The sequence below is a fragment of the Cellvibrio sp. QJXJ genome, from assembly GCF_024452345.1.
GTDB lineage: Bacteria > Pseudomonadota > Gammaproteobacteria > Pseudomonadales > Cellvibrionaceae > Cellvibrio.
In genome coordinates this window covers 4,082,139-4,099,067 of sequence record NZ_CP101662.1, presented here as the reverse complement: position 1 = coordinate 4,099,067, position 16,929 = coordinate 4,082,139, and the positions used below count along the sequence as shown (strand labels likewise).

The window sequence follows — 16,929 nt, the reverse complement described above, 5'->3', positions numbered from 1 at the left end:
CGGCGATGAATCAGGAAGTGGGAATTTTCAGGGTTTGACCCAGTTTTACGGTCGTACTTTTCATATTGTTATGGCGCTGGATCGCGCTGGCACTCACGCCGTAACGGCTGGCAATACGCGACAAGGTATCGCCGGCCACCACGCGGTGCATCCGCGGTGCAGTGGCGATTTGCGCTTGTGGGCGCGCGGTAGGCGCAGGTTGCGACTGGGCAACGGCAGGTGAGTTGGTCGCCGGAATTTTTAAGGTCTGGCCGATATTCACGCTGGTTGAACGTAAATTGTTGTACTGCATCAACCGCTGCATGCTCACGCCGTAGCGATTGGCAATGCCGGATAAGCTGTCTCCAGCGGCCACCGCATGCTGCCGCTCAAAACCGCCGCCGGCACCGGATTCCACTTGCGCCGCAACATAAGTGCCCGCTGGCGGATGCTGGTAAAAATGCTGGCGAATACCTTTAAATACCGATTGCGCCATTTGTTTGCGATACGCCGGTGTGGCCAATTTGCGCGCCTCACCGGGGTTGGAAATAAAACCGGTCTCCACCAGAATCGACGGCACATCAGGCGATTTCAACACCAAAAAGCCCGCCTGTTCCACATGGCGCTTGTGCAAATGCGCAATACCACCCATGGAGCTGAGCACCTGCTGGCCGACCTGCAAACTGGAATTCAACGTTGCCGTCATCGACAAATCCACCAACACCCCGGCCAGTACCTGATCCTTATCATCAAGGCGAATATCGCCCACCCCGCCGATCAAATCCGATTCATTTTCACGCTCGGCCAAAAAGCGCGCGGTTTCCGAGGTGGCGCCATGACGCGACAAGGCAAACACCGAGGCGCCGCGCGCGCTGGCTTTGGTAAAGGCATCGGCATGAATAGAGACAAACAAATCCGCCTTCATATTGCGCGCCAAATCGCGGCGTTTTTTCAGCGGGATAAAATAATCGCCGGTGCGGGTGAGCTTGCCGGTAAACCCGGGCTGGGCGTTAATCGCCGCAACCAGCTCTTTGGCGATCATCAGCGTCACATCTTTTTCGCGCAGGCGATTGGGGCCGAGGGCGCCTGGGTCTTCCCCGCCGTGACCAGCATCCACCGCGATAACAATAAACCGTTTGCCGCTAAGATCAGCTTTGGCTACTGGCTTACTAGCGGATTGTGCGGGGGCTACTGCCGGTTTATCGACAACGGCAGGTTTGGTGGCTGCTGGAGTGGTGGTTGCGGAGGCGGCAGGAACCGCTGCAGGGGTAGTCGCCGGCACAGCGGTGGCGGTTGAGGGTGTTTCGTCGTAGAGGTCGATCACCAGACGGTCATGCATTCCGCCGTGGGCTTTGAGTAAAAAACTGTTGGGCGCGACCTTGGCTTTTAAATCAAATACCAGACGCAAATCGCCATTCGTTTGAACCGAGGAGCGCACCGCCAACACCGGCGTATCCGCCAAAGGCAACTGGCCCAGCGGGGCTTTGAGGCTGGTTTTGGGAACATCGACAATAATGCGCTCAGGGTTAGCCGCGAGCGTCAGGCTGTGCTGCACGGGCGCATCCAGATCCAGCACGATGCGCGTGTGATCCGGCGCGCGCCACACGCGCACACCATCCACTTTCGCCGCAAAAGCCAGAGGCGCAAGTAGCACCCCCAGGCAGCAAACCCAGTTCAGCCAGCGAACCATAGATATAGACAATCTCAACAGACAAACACCCATTCAGCAGTTTTTATAGGGATATGGCGTACCAAACAGCGCTAAACGCCGTGGCACATGGCTCGCACTCTACCGCAAAAGGGGCTTTTGCCCCTAGCAAAAAAGGCTAACGCTTGGCCAGCAGTGCGTGCAATAGCGGATTGGTGGCACGCAATTCCAAGCGACGCCCCTCGCCCTGCACGAAAATATTGATCACCAGATCCGGCGTGGGCAGCACACCTTCACCGCGCTCAGGCCACTCCAGCAGACAGAGGTTTTGCTCGATGAAGTAATCGCGAATACCCATGTATTCAAGCTCTTCAGGATCGCCCAGGCGGTATAAATCAAAGTGGTATACCCGGCGCACGCCAAATTCATAGGCCTCCACCAAGGTGTAGGTGGGGCTTTTTACTGCACCGGTGTGACCAAACGCTCGCAGTATGCCGCGTGTGAGGGTGGTTTTACCGGCGCCCAGGGTGCCGCACAAATGCACCGAGAGCGGGCCGTCATGAGCAGCGAAGATAGCGCCGAGCTGCTCGCCAAAGGCGACCATGTCGCTGTCGTTATCGATGATGTATTCCAATGTTTCCACCGCCGACTCCTTAGAGCAATTCGCCCAAATAGGGGATCAAATCGGTGGCGAGCAGGCTGCGCTGGCCCACGTCATCAGCCGCCAAATCTGCCGCGCAGGCATGAACTACTGCACCCAACCGTGCTGCATCTGGCTGACTCAGGCCTTGGGCGATAAGTGCGCCGAGAATACCGGAGAGCACATCACCCATACCGCCGGTAGCCATACCGGGGTTGCCGTCGGTGACTACCGCGATCTTGTCGCCATTGGCGGCGACCAAACTGCCAGCACCTTTAAGAATGACTGTGGCGTTGTAACGGACTTGGATCGCCTGCACGGCGGCGAAACGGTCGGCTTGAACTTCCGCGGTGGTGATGCCTAGCAAACGAGCGGCTTCAGCGGGATGAGGTGTGAATACCCAGTTATCGCGTTTAACGCTCGCTGGCACCACTCGACCTTCGGCGAGGATGTTAAGTGCATCCGCATCCAGCACCATGGGCAGGCCACTTTTAACCGCCTGCTGCAACATCTGCTCAGACCACGGCGAGCGACCAAGACCGGGGCCGACCACCAACAGGGTTGGACGCGCTAGCAGCGGTTCCAGCTCCTGACCGGAAACCACACCGCAAGCCATAATCTCCGGGCGACGAGCAAGGATTGCCGGGATGTGTTCGGGGCGCGTGGCGATACTCACCAAACCGGCACCAGAACGCGCTGCCGCTTCTGCCGCCATCAGCGCCGCGCCGCCATAGCCGGTATCGCCACCAATCACCATCACATGGCCAAAATCGCCTTTGTGCGCATCGGCCGCGCGCGGTGCGAGCAAGCCTTGCAACTCTGCCAATTGCACACGTTCGGCACTGGGCGATGCCGCCGTGTAAGTCGCTTCAGGCACATCCAGATTGGCAAGCACTAACTCACCACACACCGCCGGGCCGCGCCCCGTGAGCAGGCCGCGCTTGGTGGCGATAAAAGTCAGGGTCAGGCTGGCGTTGACTACCGCACCGGCAACAGCACCGGTATCGGCGTTTAGACCAGAGGGAATATCCAGCGCCAACACCGGCAAACCGCTGGCGTTGATCTGTTCAATCGCCGCCGCAAATTCCGCACGCGGTGCATCGCGCAGGCCAATGCCCAGCAGTGCATCCACAATCACACCCTCCGCAGGCGCACTGGCAGCCGTGAAAACCTGCATGAGCACACCTTCTTGCACGGCAAAGTCATACGCCTGGCGCGCTTCGCCACTTAGCTTATCCGCGGGAGTCAGCTGTATTACCTGCACCGGCACTAACCGCTGGGCGGCGAGCGCCGCCAGAATGTAGCCATCGCCACCGTTATTGCCGCCACCGCAGTAAACCGTGACGCGGGCGGGCGATGGAAAGCGCTCTAGCAACAAATCATAGGCCGCTCTCCCAGCGCGCTTCATTAGCTGGATCGCGGGAATACCGCTGGCGATAGCAGCCGCATCCAGCGCGTAGGTTTCAGCGGCGGTATAGAGCAGGGGCGAACTGGCGATAATTTTCATGAAAGGATCAGCCTGGGCAGCAAAAAATAGGGGCAACTTGAATGAGGCGCGATTATACGCAACTTGCTTCACAAGGGTTAAGGCAGAACGCCGGTGAATTGGCTATATTGAAGGCCGCAGCAGATACCAAGAGACCCTCATGCCCAGTTTTGATGTACAGGCTATTTTGCGCGGTGATGGCAATCAACTCGGTGACGCCCTTGCCACCCTCGCCAACACTCCGGCCGCCAGCGATAAAACGATCGATACAAGAACGCCAGACGAGCTACGTCAGGAATTGGCGACTCGGGTCTATCGCCAGCTAATTGCCCGACCACAGTTGGATCTGCAACTACTGCCGCTGTTTGCCGCTGTTGAAACTGCTCTGGTCGCACAAATTGCACAGGACGACCGCTTTTACAGCGACATCGATCACCCTTTGCGCCGCACCTTGGAATCGATACTGCCCGCCGCCAGTCACTGGTATGCGCGCGATGCCAAACCCAGCCAGCAGTTCTATGATCGAATCAGTAGTCTCCTCAATACCCTGACGGCGCACTGGCAAAACAAAACTGCTCCCGAGAGTGCACTGAGCGAATTTAGCCAGTGGCTCGCCAGTGAAGACAAACGCGCCGCACTGCTGGAGAGTCGCCTGTGCGAAACCGAACTGGGCAACCAGAAGCTTACACTCGCGCAAACACGGGTAGTGACACTGCTCAATAATCATCTGGCGCAGCGCCCACTGCCACTCGATCTGCATTCAGCCATCACCCTCAGTCTCAAAAGCGAATTGCAATACTGGGCGTTCAATACACCAGCCACCGCATTGAACGAGCTGCCACTCTGGGTGCACTGGCAGCGCATCTTGCCCTCACTGGGGCAACTATTTTCACATGGCAATATTCAGGTTGATGATCAACAGCTCTATAGCCAAATTCCGGCATTGCTCACTGAACTGGAGCGCAGCCTTGCACACACCACCAGCAACACCCAAGCCTACCAACAGCTAGTCGACCAGCTCAGCCAGTGCTTGATGATGGCGATACAAAAGCAACCACAAGAGATCGCCCTCTTCCCTGCACTGCCGCTGCCCGACGGTCAAACCACCGCCAACACCAAGGTACCACTGGCGCTATTACAGGCCACCGAAACGGTGAAGCTGGGCGATTGGATTGTGATGCGCGGCGATGATCAGGAGGCGATTCGCTGCAAATTGGTACTCAAGGATGCCAACCTCGACCAACTGCTATTTGTCGATCACACTGGGCGCAAGGTAATGAGCAAAACCAATAAGGATTTTGCTCTCTGCCTCTCCACCGGTCTCGCCCAGCCATTGCAGTTAACACCGCTGGGAATGATTATTGAGCAGCAACTCACAGCACTCATTACTCAAGCTAATCAGTGCGTAAAAGTCCAACTGCTCAAACAAAAACAAAAAGCCGAAGCACTCGTGCGCGCCTTTATGGCGGAGCAAGAAGCACTGAAGGAAGCGGCTGAGCGCGAGCGTCAGGCGGAGCAAGCGCGCCTGCAAGCCGAGTTGGACGCACGCCAGGCCGCCGCGCACAAAGCCATGGCCGAAGCCCGTTTGCTCGCCGACGAACAGCAGCGCCGCGCCGCTGAACAAGCCGCCGAACAAGCGCGCCTCACCCGCGAGCGGGAAGCAGCGCAAGCCGCAGAAGCCCTGCAACGTGAACAGACAGCAGCGACAACGGCAAATGAGTTACAAGTAGGTGCCTGGCTGGAAATTAATAACGCCAGCACCGCCCCCGGCCTGCGCGCCAAACTCTCGGTGATTATTGGTGCCACGGGCAAATATATTTTCGCTGATCAGGTTGGGCGCAAAGTTGCCGAATACAGCCGCGAACAACTGGTGCAACAACTGATTAGTGGCGAGTTAAAAGTGTTGCGCAACGGTGACAACTTTGAAGAACAACTCGCCAAAGTGATTCGCGGTTTACGTCGCGATGTCAATTAACCCGCGCTATAACAATTAACCCTAGCGGTGTACAGGAAGATCACTATGAATAATAACGAGACACAAAAACATTCGCCGGAGCAACAGGAAAAACAACCGGAAGAGCAGCGTCAGGAATATCGCCTGAACAATCAACTCACGGTAATTATTGAACTCGACAGCCCCGCCGACAGCGAGCCCACACTGGTGGTTAGCAACAGCCTGGATATTTCCGCCAACGGCCTGCGCGCCATAGCACCGCAAGCTGTACCCACCGACAATATTTTGCGCTGCTGTATTCGCGATGCCGCGAGTGACCGGCAATTTTTATTGGTCACTGAAGTGAAATGGTGTCGCCCCTACGGCGATGATGGCGACTTTTTGATTGGTTTGAGCCTGTTTGATTCCGCCGGAACCGATATTGTGGAATGGAAGGAATTTATTGCGCAGCGTTGTGCCGATTAGTCGGTTGCCTCAACCCCTGTTTTCTAGCGCGCCGCTCAACAACCATTTTGACCGCTAGCCACGGTGTACAACCATTGCCACGAAACCTGCCCCGCGTCTTTTGTACTGCTCATAGAGTGATGTTGAGTTAATCAAATCAACGTCAGAATTAGGGAGCAATATATGTTGTGCAAAAAAAGAAGTGGGTTGAACATGGGCGTACTCACCGCGATCATCATTGCCGTTCTGGCAAGTGTGTTGTCGTCCAATCAAAGTTACGGCGAAACAATGCCGTCCAATAAACCCAAGAGTGCATTATCGGCTGAAACCAAAGGTACTGGTCCAGCGCTAATTTTTATTCCGGGCCTCAACAGCGGCAAAGAAACCTTTCGCGCTACCTGCAATTACTTCCAACAAAACTATCAATGCCATTTGTTGCAGTTACCCGGTTTTGCGGGTCACCCTGCCGTACCGGATTTGCAACAGGATTTTTTAGTCGCCATGCGCGATGAAGTTCTGGTGTATATCAACACGCATAAACTACACAAGGTAACTCTAGTGGGGCATAGTTTGGCCGGCACGCTCAGTTTGATGCTCGCGCTGCAAGCGCCAGAACTGATTGATAAAATAGTGATTGTCGATGCGCTGCCATTTTACCCGGCGATTCAAAATCCCACGTTGACCGCCGAGCTGATGCGCCCACAAGCAGAGCAAATGCGCGCGATGATGAACAACCAAAGCCAAGCAGATTATGAAAAAAGTGCAGCAGCGCATATGCAAGGTATGAGTAATAATCCGGCGCATTTGCCGCTATTAATCGAGTGGAGCAAAAGTAGCGACCGCACAACCACGACACAAGCAATGGTCGCCCTCATGACCACCGATCTGCGCAACGATATTGCCGCAATCCAACAACCCACGTTGGTATTGGGTGCATGGGCAGCTTATAAAACCTACGGTGCAACCAAAGACAGTACCGCTGGCATTTATAAACAGCAGTATAAAAAACTGAAGAATGTTGATATACGCATGTCCGACACCGGCTACCACTTTCTAACCTGGGATGATGGCAACTGGGTCAACCAACAAATAAGCGAATTTTTGAGCGCAAAATGAATCAAGGCCATATCACTAATTACTCGCGCCAGTATTTACTGGCGCAATTATTTTTTTGGGGCAGCTACCTACTGATGAATATCCTATTCATCAGTGCCTGGGGTAGTGTTTCGGGGTTTGCAGTTGGGATTTTTATTGTTTTATCGCTATTGCTGGGAGGCGCAAGCCACGGCTTACGCGCGCTTTATCAGCGTTTTCAACCTACCTATTCGCTTGTAAAAATATGCCTGCATTTACTCTGGCTGTTACCGCTGGCGGCGATGGTCGTCCAGTTGGTTTTGCATGCATTTATTTATACAACACTGCAATTTATTCCCACTGCCTCCTCAGGTATTCAGCCCGTGAGCGCAGGCAGTTTTATCGGCTACAGCATTAACACCACCATTATGTTAATACTCTGGTCGGTTCTCTATTTACTGCGCAGCGAATTCAAAAAACGGCGCGAGATAGAAATTGCCCACTGGCGCGATCAGGCGAAACTGCGCGAAATTGAATTGCAGTTTTTACGCAGCCAGATTAATTCTCATTTTTTATTTAACTCACTCAATAATCTGCGCGCATTAATTTTGGAAGATCCGCACGCAGCGCGCCAAGGCTTGGCTGACCTGGCCACTTTACTGCGAGGCTTGTTACAAGCGGAGGCGCATGTCACGGTACCGCTGCGTGAAGAGCTGGATTGGGTGCGCGGTTATCTCGCACTGGAAGCCTTGCAATTTGAACAGCGTTTGCAATATGAATTGGTGATTGATGATTCGCTGTTGGATGCCAAAGTGCCGCCCCTTCTGGTACAAACACTGGTAGAAAATGCAATCAAACACGGTATTGCTGCACGTCGTTCCGGTGGTTTGGTAAGCCTGCGCGCGCAGCGGCTGAATAATAGCGAGTGGTTATTGGAAGTGGAGAATCCCGCGGCGGAATTACCGGCGCTACACCAAGGTAACGGTATTGGTCTGGCGAATGCGCGTGAACGGTTAGCGCTTGCCTTTGGCGAGAGTACAAAACTTGATTTGCAATTAGGCGAAAATATTATCGCCCGCGTGCGTTTACCGCTCTAAAAAAGTTTGCCGGTCTAAAAAATTGGAACTAGAACATGAAAGTAATTATTGTTGATGACTCGCGCTTGGCGCGCAAAGAATTGTGTGGCTTATTAGCGGAACATGCCCAGTATGTGATGGCGGGGGAAGCGGGCGATGTGCAATCTGCAATCGCACTCATCAATGAAATACAACCGGAATTATTGTTACTCGACATTAACTTGCCCGATGGCAGCGGTTTTGACCTGCTCGAACAATGCGATTACACCCCCAAGGTCATCTTCACCACGGCCTATGAACAGCACGCCCTGCGCGCCTTTGAAGTGAATGCACTGGATTATTTATTAAAGCCGGTAACGCAGGAACGGTTGACTGCCGCACTGGAAAAACTGACCCAGCAGACTCAAAACATTTCAGCGCCAACCCACACGCCCAAAACCGCCAGCGAGCATGTTTTTATCCGCGAGGGTGAACACTGCCACTTTGTTAAATTTCGCGATATCAGCCGCGTCGCAGTGGAGGGAAATTATGTGAGAGTGTTTTTCAATACGCAGAGTGCACTCTTGCCGCGCTCGCTGAATTATGTGGAAACTCGAATGGATGACACTGTGTTTTTTCGCGCTAATCGCCAGGAAATGATTAATTTAAATTTTATCCAGCGCATCGAACCCTGGATTGGCGATGGTTTGATGATTGTGATGCAGGACAAGACCGAGGTGATCAGCTCGCGTCGGCAAGCACGCGAGCTGAAACAGCGAATGGAATTTTAAATCAGTAGTAAACGCAGCGCATGACGTGATTACAAACTATTAATATCCAGCCACAGTTCCGGGCGATCAACCGGTGTGGCTTTGGGCAACGCCGGGTTATCCAAATAAAATACCTTACGGTTTTTCAGGTCGGCCAAGTCAATGACTTTTTTGATTGAGGGATCATTCAAAAATTCATAATCGAAAGTCCCATCAGCGATCATCGCATTGAAACCATTTTCGATATCCCGTGCCAGCGCTTGGTTGTCAGGCGCCACAAATAAATAAAATGGCATTTTGTAAACCAACATCAACCGCTTTTCTACCGCCAACTCCAGCCCGGGAATTTTATTGACCTCGCCCCAGGGTTCCTGCACACCCCGCGGAAACGCATCAAAGCGGCCACCGTCGAGCATATAAAATAGGTTGTCGTATTTTTGGGTTTTCACCACCGTGAGGCCGTTACTCTCCAAAATATTGGTATCCGCCCAGGTGGAGCCCTGCCCGAGTTTTAATTTCTTTAAATCATCGAGCGTATTTACCGCATCGAATTTATGCTGGCTATTTTTGTGAATTAAAAAAATGCGATGCCCCAGCAAGCCTTTTAACAGGGGAATACGCACCGGTGGCACCTGCGCCTCAATGCTCGCATCAGAAGCGGCCCACATCACATCAATGCGCCCGGCCCGCAGATCTTCTATATAGCGCCCCTGAGTGCGGTGGCCGCCGTCAGCGTCGGGGATAATTTCATATTGGGTGTCAGCGCGCGCCAAGGCTAGGGTCAACATGCGCACGGAATAGCGATCTATATCGGTGATGGCAGGCATAACCGTAATACGTTTAGTTTGCTGTGCCAAACTGGTGGGCGATAGCGCGAGCAAGGCCAGCACACAGCAGGACAACAGGGTAATTGCGCAGCAATTGATTGGACGAGTAAGCATAGTGACCTCAAGCAAAATACCGGGACGACATCTGATTTTTATCTTATTTATAAACAGAAAATTATGTCTGTAACTGCTTGAGTATAGATAGCGCCGGATAATCTGACGCGAAAAGAAACAGAAAAAACCAATGAAAACGAATGCAAAAAAAACTGGCACGCGTTAGGTGCCAGTTTTTATAACTACTTTTTTAAAACCGCGCGCTTATTTGAGCAAATAAACCACATAAACCTGGGCAGTAATTTTCATCACCCCCGGCTCAAAGGGTTCAGCGGAATCGCTCATACGAACCATCTCAAGCTTGGCAGAACTGCCCATCAACTCGCGATTAGGCCGCAGTTCCCAGCGCTCATTGCCGCGATTATTAAATTCAGAAATGGACCATGGGTCGCCCACCACTCTGCCCTGGGCCTTAGCCAAGCGACTCGCGCGGGCTTTGGCATCGTTCATTGCCGCCGTCTGCACTTTTTCTTCAACCGATTTTTTATCGCTCAAAGTCAATTGGGTGTTGATGGTTTCAGACACTTTTGCATCGACGAGCGCCTTCATCAGTTCGGGATATTTTTTTAAATCGCGCAAATTAATATCCACCTGACGCGATACGTTATTGCCGGTCAATACACGCTGATTGTCTTTGTAGTCATATTCGGGGCGAATGTTCAACGCGGTAGTCGCGATGTCATCTGCTTTCACGCCAAACTTTTTCAGGGTGTCGATCAGCAAACGGGAACGTGCATCCACATCGGCCTTGGCTTTGGCCAAATCCAGATCCACGGTTTGAATGCTCAGGGTAAATACCATCATATCCGGCTCGACTTCCAACTCGGCCGCTCCCTCTACGTACACATGCGGCTGTTGCGGCAGCGGTGTAGCCATAGCATTAGCGCTCAGCAGCGCAGCAGCACTCAACAGCGCCCACAATCCAAAACGATGATTTACTTTCACAGGTGACTCCTTTTTTTGACCGACCAAATTAACAAACAAGCTTGATAAACGAAGTGCACTATAGCGGCTGAGCCTGAATACCGGCCAACTCAACTGTTTAAAAATGTAACGACGTCTGATTTCAGGCAAAATGACGCACTTTTCTTTTGACGCGCCAACCATGTCCAGCTCACTCAATCTCCATCAACTTGCCGACAACATCAAACTCTGGGGCCGCGAACTGGGCTTTCAGCAGGTGGGCATTACCGATATCGATTTGGCCGAGGCAGAAGATCGCCTGCAGGAATGGCTGGCCAAGGGTTATCACGGCAGCATGGAATGGCTCGCCGCCCACGGCAATAAACGTTCGCGCCCGGCAGAATTATTGCCCGGCACGGTGCGGGTCATTTCCGTGCGCATGGATTATTTACCCGGCGACACCCAGCAAATCAAAATCCTCAAAGACCCGACCAAAGCCTATATTTCGCGCTACACCTTAGGGCGGGATTATCACAAACTCATCCGCAAACGCCTGAGTATTCTGGCGCAAAAAATTGATGATGCGCTGCCAGAAGACCATCCTTTCAAAGACAATGGGCCCCTTAAAGGCCAAAACCGCGCCTTTGTGGATAGCGCACCAGTAATGGAACGCCCGCTGGCCGAAAAAGCCGGGTTAGGCTGGACGGGCAAACACACCCTCATTATTAATAGCGACGCAGGCAGTTGGTTTTTCCTCGGCGAGATTTACACCTTCGTGCCCTTACCGATTGATCAACCCGAGCAAATAAATCAATGCGGTGAATGCACCGCTTGCTTAAAAGTCTGCCCCACCGATGCCTTTCCACGCCCCTACGAACTGGACGCACGCCGCTGCATCTCCTATTTAACTATCGAAAACAAAGGCGCAATTCCCGAAGAATTCCGCGAACCCATCGGCAACCGCATTTTCGGCTGCGACGACTGCCAAGCCATCTGCCCCTGGAATAAATACGCACAATTCAGCGGCGAGACCGATTTTTTACCGCGCCACGGCCTGGCCGATAGCGATTTGGTCGACCTGTTTAATTGGACCGAAGACGAATTTTTAGCAAGAACCGAAGGCTCCGCCATTCGCCGCGTGGGCCATGAAGGCTGGCTGCGCAATATCGCTGTAGGCTTGGGGAATGCGCCGAGTGATGCGCGGATTGTTGCGGCATTAACCGCCAAAAAAGAGTCTTGCTCGGAGTTGGTACAAGAACATATCGAGTGGGCGTTGGCGCAACAGGCCAAGCCTGAGCGGCGGCGCAAACGGAAAATCAAACGCGAGGATTAATCACCCACAGGCCACTGCTGCGCATCATGCAATACACGCAAAATTTGCAATTGATCCAACCGATCAACAATGCGGTAGACGACAATTAACGGGATACCGTTAATCACTAGCTCGCGGGTACCACTAACACGACCGGGTCGGCCAGCTTGAGGATGCTTGAGTAAAATCAATTCACAACTATTGAGCACTTTAAGTACAACATCCACCGCGACAAGAGGGCTGTTTTCGGTGGCGATGTAGGTTTCAATATTGTCCAAATCCTTTTCCGCTAAATCAGTCCATTTAAGTTGCACGCTTGGCCTCCCATTTGGCTTTAAGCTCCGCGTGATCAACCAACTGGCCCTTGTCAGCCGCGCTCACACCTTTTTCTACTTCGCGAATAAACCAATCTTCACGCTCTACAAACTGCTTGATTGCGTGCGCCATCAACCAAGCGCGTGGCCTATCCATGGCCTCTGCCATCTTTCCCACCCGCTCAAGGGTTTCATCATCCAATCTAACCGACGTCGCTTTTAAACTCATACTGATTCTCCGAGGTTCTCATGCAACCTCAACTATAGGCCACACCTTGCCACCTTGTCATGCGCCAATTTCAGAACTCAAAGGAGGAGCATTGCCACAATCAATCGCCAAAATAGCCAGAAGAATGGGCCGGTCGGCTATTTTTTTGGCGCGCAAACAGGAATAATACGCACCCTTCAAAAAGTGCGGCAGGCTGGACAGATACAGTTATCAAGAACTGCACTATAAGGATTGAAATCGGTCAATCACTGCTCCCTGAACGCCGCAGGATCACAGTTTGGTGACATTCGCTGCCGGAACTGCCCCTGTTGCAAGGTTCTCCCGGGTAGGACATCAACCACAACGATAGGCTATTACTACTATGAAACCACTTTCCGATATAGGCTTGGTTGGCTTGGCCGTGATGGGCGAAAACCTCATCCTGAACATGGCTAGCAAAGGCTATACAGTTACCGCTTACAACCGCTCAGTAGAAAAAGTAGACAGCTTCATCGCTGGCCGCGCTGCAGGTAAAACCATTCGCGGCGCACGCTCGATTGAAGAATTGGTAGCGTCACTCGCTAAGCCACGCAAAATTATGCTGATGGTTAAGGCTGGTAAAGCAGTAGACGATTTCATCGAACAACTGATTCCACACCTGGAAGCTGGCGATATTATTATCGACGGCGGCAACACCCACTTCCCCGATACCGACCGTCGCACCGCTTATTTGGCGAGCAAAGGTTTGCGCTTTATCGGCACCGGTGTTTCCGGTGGTGAAGAAGGCGCGTTGACTGGCCCATCCATCATGCCCGGTGGTTCACCCGAAGCCTGGCCATTTGTAAAAGACATTTTCCAAAGCATCTCCGCCAAAGTGGATGACGGCTCACCTTGCTGTGACTGGGTTGGCGAGAACGGCGCGGGCCACTTTGTAAAAATGGTGCACAACGGTATCGAATACGGCGATATGCAATTGATTTGCGAAGCCTACCAATTGCTGAAAGAAGTAGTCGGCCTGAGCGCAGACGAAATGCACGAAGTATTTGCCGAGTGGAACAAAGGCGAACTCGATTCCTACCTGATCGAAATTACCCGCGACATCCTTGCCTATAAAGACGAAGACGGCGAACCTCTGGTTGAGAAAATCCTCGACACCGCCGGTCAAAAAGGTACTGGCAAGTGGACTGGTGTCATCGCACTGGATTTAGGTGTTCCTCTCACCCTGATTTCTGAAGCGGTATTTGCGCGTTGCTTGTCATCACAAAAAGCAGAACGTGTTGAAGCCGCAAAAGTCATTAAAGGCCCAGCGGTGAATTTCACTGGCGACAAACAAGCCTTTATCAACGATTTGCGCAACGCGGTATTTGCATCAAAAATTATTTCTTACGCACAGGGTTATTTGCTGATGCGCGAAGCCGCCAAAGAATACGGCTGGCATTTGAACTACGGCGGCATCGCCTTAATGTGGCGCGGCGGCTGTATCATTCGCTCATCTTTCCTCGGCAACATCAAAGAAGCATTCGACAAGAATCCTGAATTGAAAAACCTGCTGTTGGATGATTACTTCGCGAAGACTGTTGATGCAGCCCAAGCTGGCTGGCGTCGTGTTGCTGCTGCTGCGATTGTGAACGGCATCCCCGCCCCAACAATCACTTCTGCCCTGACCTACTTCGACGGCTACCGCACTGCCCGCTTGCCAGCTAACCTGCTGCAAGCCCAGCGCGACTACTTCGGCGCGCACACCTACGAGCGCACCGACAAACCACGCGGTGAATTCTTCCACACCAACTGGACCGGACGCGGCGGCAACACCGCATCGACCACTTACAACGTTTAAGTTTTTAAACGCGGTGTGAGAAATAAAAAAGCCGAATCGGAAATGATTCGGCTTTTTTGTTGCAAAATAAAAACTAATTAAGGAATTGAGATAGTGCTTACCGGACTCAACCACATCACCATTGCAGTCAACAATCTTGATGCCTCTTTTGATTTTTACACCCGCCTATTGGGTTTTAAACCCCATGCCCGTTGGGATGCAGGCGTTTATTTAAGCTTGGGGGATTTATGGCTCTGCTTATCCTGTGACACGGCAATCCCGAGCCAAGACTACTCGCATATCGCACTCGACTGCGAAGCGGATAATTTCAATACAGTCACCGCGCAATTGCGCAAAGCGAATGTCATTGAATGGAAGAAAAATACCAGCGAAGGTGATTCTTTGTATTTCCTTGATCCCGATGGACATAAATTGGAAATCCACTGCGGCGATTTGCAAACCCGTTTAGACTCATTGAAAGAAAAACCCTACAAAGGGTTGGTGTGGTTTTAATAAAAATTTTATTGCTGAGAATTGCTGTCAAACCCACATTCACAAGAAATAACCAATCGACAAATTCAAAAGGAATACCATGAATAGTAGCTGGCTTTACGAAACCACACTAAAAGGCAACCTCGTCACCCTCGCGCCATTACAACGCGAGCACGCTGGTGGATTAGCTGAAGCCGCCGCCGATGGTGAATTATGGAACCTGTGGTACACCTCTGTACCAAACAGCAAAACCATTGATTCTTATCTTGATCAGGCATTCACAGATCAAGCGAACGGCCGCGCGTTGTTATTTGTGGTGATTGAAAATGCCTCGCAAAAAATTATCGGTACTACTCGCTATTGCAATGCAGACCCGCTGAATAAACGCGTCGAAATTGGTTACACCTGGTACGCAAAGTCATTTCAAAAAACCGGCACAAATACTGAATGCAAATATTTATTGCTGACGCATGCCTTTGAAACACTCAACACAATTGCCGTAGAATTTCGTACCCACTGGCATAACCAGGCATCGCGCGCAGCAATTGCGCGGCTGGGTGCAAAACAGGATGGAATATTACGCAATCATCAAAAAAATGCTGAAGGGATTTACCGCGACACTGTGGTGTTTTCGATTATTGATCAGGAATGGTTAACGGTTAAGAAAGGACTCGAGTATAAGTTGGCATTCGAGCATTGATTATAAATTTCTACATTTATTTACAGTCGATAAAAGAGCCGAATTGGCGCCAATTCAGCTCTTTCATTGTGCAACCAAATTTTATTTACTAATCGTCACCTGGTAGCTACCTATGTTATCTGATGTAGCAACTTGTTCAGATTTGTCATTTACACCGAAAATCAATTCTCCCGGGCGATCTGCAACCAATCTGTAATTAGTCCCTGCATACATCCATCTACCATACGCACCTATTTTTACCAGCAATGCCCCCACTGGAACGTTAGGCATTATACAAGTGCTCGTACTTGCACAAACTTGTGTGCCTCTGGGTGTAGAAATTGGAAATGATGGATTTGAAGGCCAAGTGTTAACTGTGCCAGTGGCCGATATATGCACTACTTGACCATAATTCACCTGCACACCACTTGATGTATTAACACTTTGCCCTTGAACATTTAATCGGTAGGGTAAAGATTTAGCTACTAACTGTGCGGCCTGAAATTCATAAACCACTTCAGCATAATTAATTTCCATGCCGTCAAAAATTTCAACGCGTAAAACATTAGTTCCCGGTTGAAATGGTGTATGGTCAACAACCTTGCACAATAACAACCGTGAATTAAATTCGGGAATACTGTACTCCTGCATGCACTCGTTAAACCATGAAGTTGCATCAACTCCGTTAACAAAAGCATTAATTCGAATAAATGAACCAGGATATGTCGGATCATAATAAGGTGGAGCCAAGGGGCTGGGCAGGTATTGCAAAGATGAAATATCAATAGATATATCAAACTTCTGTGGATATACATACTGACCAGATCCTGGAGATATAGTCATTAATGATTCTGGTGCCGCAATTGCAATATTAGCTAAGCCAAACAATGCAAACAATCCTTTCCATAAAGCCTTTTTAAATTTCATAAATATGCTCCTGATAATTATCCTGCTTAAAAATCCTCTGCCTCCATCAAAAAATGCAGGCAAATGGATTATAGAAGTTTTCTGTCAAAAGCAATACTCAAAGCGGACATACAATTATTAGGAAATAAAAAACCGAATTCTGCGATTCAGTCTTTTAGCCAATCGCTTTCCTAAACTATTGATACAACTTCTGCAATTCACCCTCAAACAGCGCATAGATTTGAGTAAGGAAAGAACCCCAATTTTCGTAATCACTCTCACACATAACTTTATTTATAAGAAAAACA

General features: G+C 51.1%; 17 protein-coding genes. 9 read left to right on the top strand and 8 right to left on the bottom strand.

Going from position 1 to position 16,929, the window contains the following annotated elements; translation table 11 throughout:
- Positions 1-10: 10 nt before the first annotated feature.
- From NNX04_RS17745 to NNX04_RS17735, 3 genes are all read right to left on the bottom strand, one after another.
- The gene (locus NNX04_RS17745) at positions 11-1,669 is read right to left on the bottom strand and encodes an N-acetylmuramoyl-L-alanine amidase (RefSeq protein ID WP_315973057.1); all 1,659 of its coding nucleotides are present in this window, start codon (positions 1,667-1,669) and stop codon (positions 11-13) included.
- A 136-nt stretch (positions 1,670-1,805) separates the two neighbouring features.
- Positions 1,806-2,270 (bottom strand): tRNA (adenosine(37)-N6)-threonylcarbamoyltransferase complex ATPase subunit type 1 TsaE, encoded by a 465-nt coding sequence (tsaE, locus tag NNX04_RS17740; protein WP_151056114.1) that lies wholly within the window; start codon positions 2,268-2,270, stop codon positions 1,806-1,808.
- 10 nt (positions 2,271-2,280) lie between these two features.
- Positions 2,281-3,774 (bottom strand): NAD(P)H-hydrate dehydratase, encoded by a 1,494-nt coding sequence (locus NNX04_RS17735; protein ID WP_261946657.1) that lies wholly within the window; start codon positions 3,772-3,774, stop codon positions 2,281-2,283.
- 139 nt (positions 3,775-3,913) lie between these two features.
- On the opposite strand from NNX04_RS17735, the gene NNX04_RS17730 reads away from it, so the two are divergent.
- The 5 genes from NNX04_RS17730 (at position 3,914) to NNX04_RS17710 (ending at position 9,071) form a co-directional block, all read left to right on the top strand.
- Positions 3,914-5,728, top strand: coding sequence for a DUF1631 domain-containing protein (locus NNX04_RS17730; protein WP_261946656.1), 1,815 nt, complete (start codon positions 3,914-3,916; stop codon positions 5,726-5,728).
- A gap of 45 nt (positions 5,729-5,773) precedes the next feature.
- Positions 5,774-6,172, top strand: coding sequence for a PilZ domain-containing protein (locus tag NNX04_RS17725; RefSeq protein WP_007645050.1), 399 nt, complete (start codon positions 5,774-5,776; stop codon positions 6,170-6,172).
- Between the two features lie 162 nt (positions 6,173-6,334).
- Positions 6,335-7,267, top strand: coding sequence for an alpha/beta fold hydrolase (locus tag NNX04_RS17720; RefSeq protein WP_261946655.1), 933 nt, complete (start codon positions 6,335-6,337; stop codon positions 7,265-7,267).
- Positions 7,264-8,322 carry a sensor histidine kinase gene (locus NNX04_RS17715; protein WP_007645054.1) on the top strand — a complete coding sequence of 353 codons (1,059 nt, stop codon included), beginning with the start codon at positions 7,264-7,266 and terminating at the stop codon, positions 8,320-8,322. The genes NNX04_RS17720 and NNX04_RS17715 overlap by 4 nt, the downstream gene beginning before the upstream one ends.
- A gap of 35 nt (positions 8,323-8,357) precedes the next feature.
- Positions 8,358-9,071: a LytR/AlgR family response regulator transcription factor gene (locus tag NNX04_RS17710; protein WP_007645056.1), complete on the top strand. Its 714-nt coding sequence runs from the start codon at positions 8,358-8,360 to the stop codon at positions 9,069-9,071.
- Between the two features lie 29 nt (positions 9,072-9,100).
- Here the strand turns inward: NNX04_RS17710 and NNX04_RS17705 are convergent, their stop codons facing one another.
- Complete coding sequence (locus tag NNX04_RS17705) at positions 9,101-9,991, bottom strand: substrate-binding periplasmic protein (RefSeq protein ID WP_261946654.1); 891 nt, start codon at positions 9,989-9,991, stop codon at positions 9,101-9,103.
- Between the two features lie 204 nt (positions 9,992-10,195).
- The gene (locus NNX04_RS17700; RefSeq protein WP_007645060.1) at positions 10,196-10,936 is read right to left on the bottom strand and encodes an SIMPL domain-containing protein; all 741 of its coding nucleotides are present in this window, start codon (positions 10,934-10,936) and stop codon (positions 10,196-10,198) included.
- Between the two features lie 160 nt (positions 10,937-11,096).
- Here NNX04_RS17700 and queG point away from each other — a divergent pair, with 160 nt between their 5' ends.
- The gene (gene queG, locus NNX04_RS17695) at positions 11,097-12,227 is read left to right on the top strand and encodes a tRNA epoxyqueuosine(34) reductase QueG (RefSeq protein ID WP_261946653.1); all 1,131 of its coding nucleotides are present in this window, start codon (positions 11,097-11,099) and stop codon (positions 12,225-12,227) included.
- On the opposite strand, the gene NNX04_RS17690 is transcribed toward queG, so the two are convergent.
- The gene (locus tag NNX04_RS17690; protein ID WP_261946652.1) at positions 12,224-12,520 is read right to left on the bottom strand and encodes a type II toxin-antitoxin system RelE/ParE family toxin; all 297 of its coding nucleotides are present in this window, start codon (positions 12,518-12,520) and stop codon (positions 12,224-12,226) included. The genes queG and NNX04_RS17690 overlap by 4 nt on opposite strands.
- A complete protein-coding gene (locus tag NNX04_RS17685) occupies positions 12,510-12,749 on the bottom strand; it encodes a CopG family ribbon-helix-helix protein (RefSeq protein WP_007645066.1) in 240 nt (79 codons plus the stop codon). Before NNX04_RS17685 ends, NNX04_RS17690 begins: the two co-directional genes overlap by 11 nt.
- 361 nt (positions 12,750-13,110) lie before the next feature.
- On the opposite strand from NNX04_RS17685, the gene gnd reads away from it, so the two are divergent.
- From gnd to NNX04_RS17670, 3 genes are all read left to right on the top strand, one after another.
- Positions 13,111-14,565: a decarboxylating NADP(+)-dependent phosphogluconate dehydrogenase gene (gene gnd, locus NNX04_RS17680; protein WP_007645070.1), complete on the top strand. Its 1,455-nt coding sequence runs from the start codon at positions 13,111-13,113 to the stop codon at positions 14,563-14,565.
- A gap of 93 nt (positions 14,566-14,658) precedes the next feature.
- Entirely contained in the window at positions 14,659-15,057 is a 399-nt protein-coding gene (fos, locus tag NNX04_RS17675; RefSeq protein ID WP_261946651.1) for a fosfomycin resistance glutathione transferase, read from the top strand.
- A gap of 79 nt (positions 15,058-15,136) precedes the next feature.
- A complete protein-coding gene (locus NNX04_RS17670; RefSeq protein WP_261946650.1) occupies positions 15,137-15,736 on the top strand; it encodes a GNAT family N-acetyltransferase in 600 nt (199 codons plus the stop codon).
- 81 nt (positions 15,737-15,817) lie between these two features.
- On the opposite strand, the gene NNX04_RS17665 is transcribed toward NNX04_RS17670, so the two are convergent.
- Positions 15,818-16,642: a hypothetical protein gene (locus NNX04_RS17665; RefSeq protein ID WP_040393321.1), complete on the bottom strand. Its 825-nt coding sequence runs from the start codon at positions 16,640-16,642 to the stop codon at positions 15,818-15,820.
- Positions 16,643-16,929: the final 287 nt, after the last annotated feature.

What these genes read in the sequence shown, in the direction of transcription:
- NNX04_RS17685 (WP_007645066.1), bottom strand. Translation starts at nt 12,749, where the DNA reads ATGAGTTTAAAAGCGACGTCGGTTAGATTGGATGATGAAACCCTTGAG.
- NNX04_RS17710 (WP_007645056.1), top strand. Translation starts at nt 8,358, where the DNA reads ATGAAAGTAATTATTGTTGATGACTCGCGCTTGGCGCGCAAAGAATTG.
- NNX04_RS17720 (WP_261946655.1), top strand. Translation starts at nt 6,335, where the DNA reads ATGTTGTGCAAAAAAAGAAGTGGGTTGAACATGGGCGTACTCACCGCG.
- NNX04_RS17725 (WP_007645050.1), top strand. Translation starts at nt 5,774, where the DNA reads ATGAATAATAACGAGACACAAAAACATTCGCCGGAGCAACAGGAAAAA.
- NNX04_RS17665 (WP_040393321.1), bottom strand. Translation starts at nt 16,642, where the DNA reads ATGAAATTTAAAAAGGCTTTATGGAAAGGATTGTTTGCATTGTTTGGC.
- queG (WP_261946653.1), top strand. Translation starts at nt 11,097, where the DNA reads ATGTCCAGCTCACTCAATCTCCATCAACTTGCCGACAACATCAAACTC.
- NNX04_RS17705 (WP_261946654.1), bottom strand. Translation starts at nt 9,991, where the DNA reads ATGCTTACTCGTCCAATCAATTGCTGCGCAATTACCCTGTTGTCCTGC.
- NNX04_RS17670 (WP_261946650.1), top strand. Translation starts at nt 15,137, where the DNA reads ATGAATAGTAGCTGGCTTTACGAAACCACACTAAAAGGCAACCTCGTC.
- NNX04_RS17745 (WP_315973057.1), bottom strand. Translation starts at nt 1,669, where the DNA reads ATGGTTCGCTGGCTGAACTGGGTTTGCTGCCTGGGGGTGCTACTTGCG.
- NNX04_RS17730 (WP_261946656.1), top strand. Translation starts at nt 3,914, where the DNA reads ATGCCCAGTTTTGATGTACAGGCTATTTTGCGCGGTGATGGCAATCAA.
- gnd (WP_007645070.1), top strand. Translation starts at nt 13,111, where the DNA reads ATGAAACCACTTTCCGATATAGGCTTGGTTGGCTTGGCCGTGATGGGC.
- NNX04_RS17735 (WP_261946657.1), bottom strand. Translation starts at nt 3,774, where the DNA reads ATGAAAATTATCGCCAGTTCGCCCCTGCTCTATACCGCCGCTGAAACC.
- NNX04_RS17715 (WP_007645054.1), top strand. Translation starts at nt 7,264, where the DNA reads ATGAATCAAGGCCATATCACTAATTACTCGCGCCAGTATTTACTGGCG.